Below are 1,276 nucleotides of genomic sequence, written 5' to 3'. Positions count from 1 at the left end.
GATGCCATTTTATCTTCTGTCCAGCCAAAAAGCGCTTTCATTTGCGAAACTGTCGCACCAGCATTGGCTGCACGTGTTGCTGCTAATTTTCGCAATCCGTGCGCTGATTTTTTAATACCCGCCGCATTACATGCTTCACGAAAGAGGTTGCCAAAACTTTCTTTGACAAGCTTATTTCCACCTTTACCACAAATGAATGTTTCATTACCTATAGGACCAATTTTAAGGGTTTCCTCTAGTTCTGGTAAAATAGGAAGAAAAACATCTGTTTTAAATTGGCTCTTTTCTGTTTTGAGATAAATGATATTATCTTTGACATCTTTCCAGCCGATACGAACGGCATCACCACGGCGCAAGCCTGTATAAAGAAGAACATCAATCCAGACGCGTTCATGTGTACCATGTGACCAACGGTGATAATATTTGTCTATGTCCTCTTCTCGCCATGGTAGTAATCCCTCACTGTTCAAAGATTTTGGTGCTTTTATATTAAAGGCAGGATTTCTATTTAAAAGGGCATTATCAACCGCCCAATTAAAGAGACCATTTAAAGAGGTCAAAAAATGTTTTGCCGCGGCGGGGGTATCTCGCCTTCTGTCTACGGCTTCAAGAATGTGTTGTTTGTTTATGCTTTTATATGCACGATCACCGATATGTTTAGAAACATTATTCAGAATTCGATATTTAACTTTTTTAGTGGATTCTGATTGATTATGCCATTGCATGCTTTGTAAATACTGATGCAATAACCAATCGAAAGACCCTTCTGTGAGTCTGGTACGCCTCTTTGTTTTGGAGGAGCCATTTTGCGCTTGTTTAATAGCCAGCGTATAATTGTCAACAAACTCTTGCGTTCCATAGGTTCCTTCAATCCGAAACCGTGGTCCATGACCAATACGTACATACCATATAACTTTACCATGGCGTGTACGTTCACGAACAAGATGCGGTGGACGGCGTTTTGGCATGGCTAAAACTTTATACCGTCGACAGAGGGGCAGCTTTTGCTGGTCTCGTAGTCTTCTTGCTCGTTTTCAAGTGGTGGAAAATCGTCAATGCTATAAGTATTATCTGTCGTTGTTGGTGTTATGGTTTTATTGATATGAATTAATAATTCCCCTGTAGGTTTGATTTCTATGAGTTCACATCCTTGTTTTTTAGCTTCTCTTAAAGCACGAGCAATAGCTGGTTGCGTGATAGTAGGTGGGCGGTGTGGCATGTTTATTCCCCTTCATTTTAGATGTAATTCACTCGTGGCGTGAATCACGCTGGTGTT

General features: G+C 40.7%; 2 protein-coding genes. Both read right to left on the bottom strand.

Annotated features, from left to right (window positions below; all coding sequences use genetic code 11):
- The coding region (locus tag ACFIKN_RS03160) for a tyrosine-type recombinase/integrase (protein WP_375657901.1) at positions 1-968 on the bottom strand (968 nt) is incomplete at its 3' end.
- Positions 969-970: 2 nt separating this feature from the next.
- Positions 971-1,219, bottom strand: a complete 249-nt coding sequence (locus tag ACFIKN_RS03155) for a hypothetical protein (RefSeq protein ID WP_015857131.1) — start codon at positions 1,217-1,219, stop codon at positions 971-973.
- Positions 1,220-1,276: the final 57 nt, after the last annotated feature.

It is taken from the genome of Bartonella sp. CL436QHHD, from assembly GCF_042195105.1.
In the GTDB taxonomy this organism is placed as follows: domain Bacteria; phylum Pseudomonadota; class Alphaproteobacteria; order Rhizobiales; family Rhizobiaceae; genus Bartonella.
Note: the sequence above shows the minus strand (reverse complement) of the source record. Positions and strands in the feature narration are given on the sequence as shown.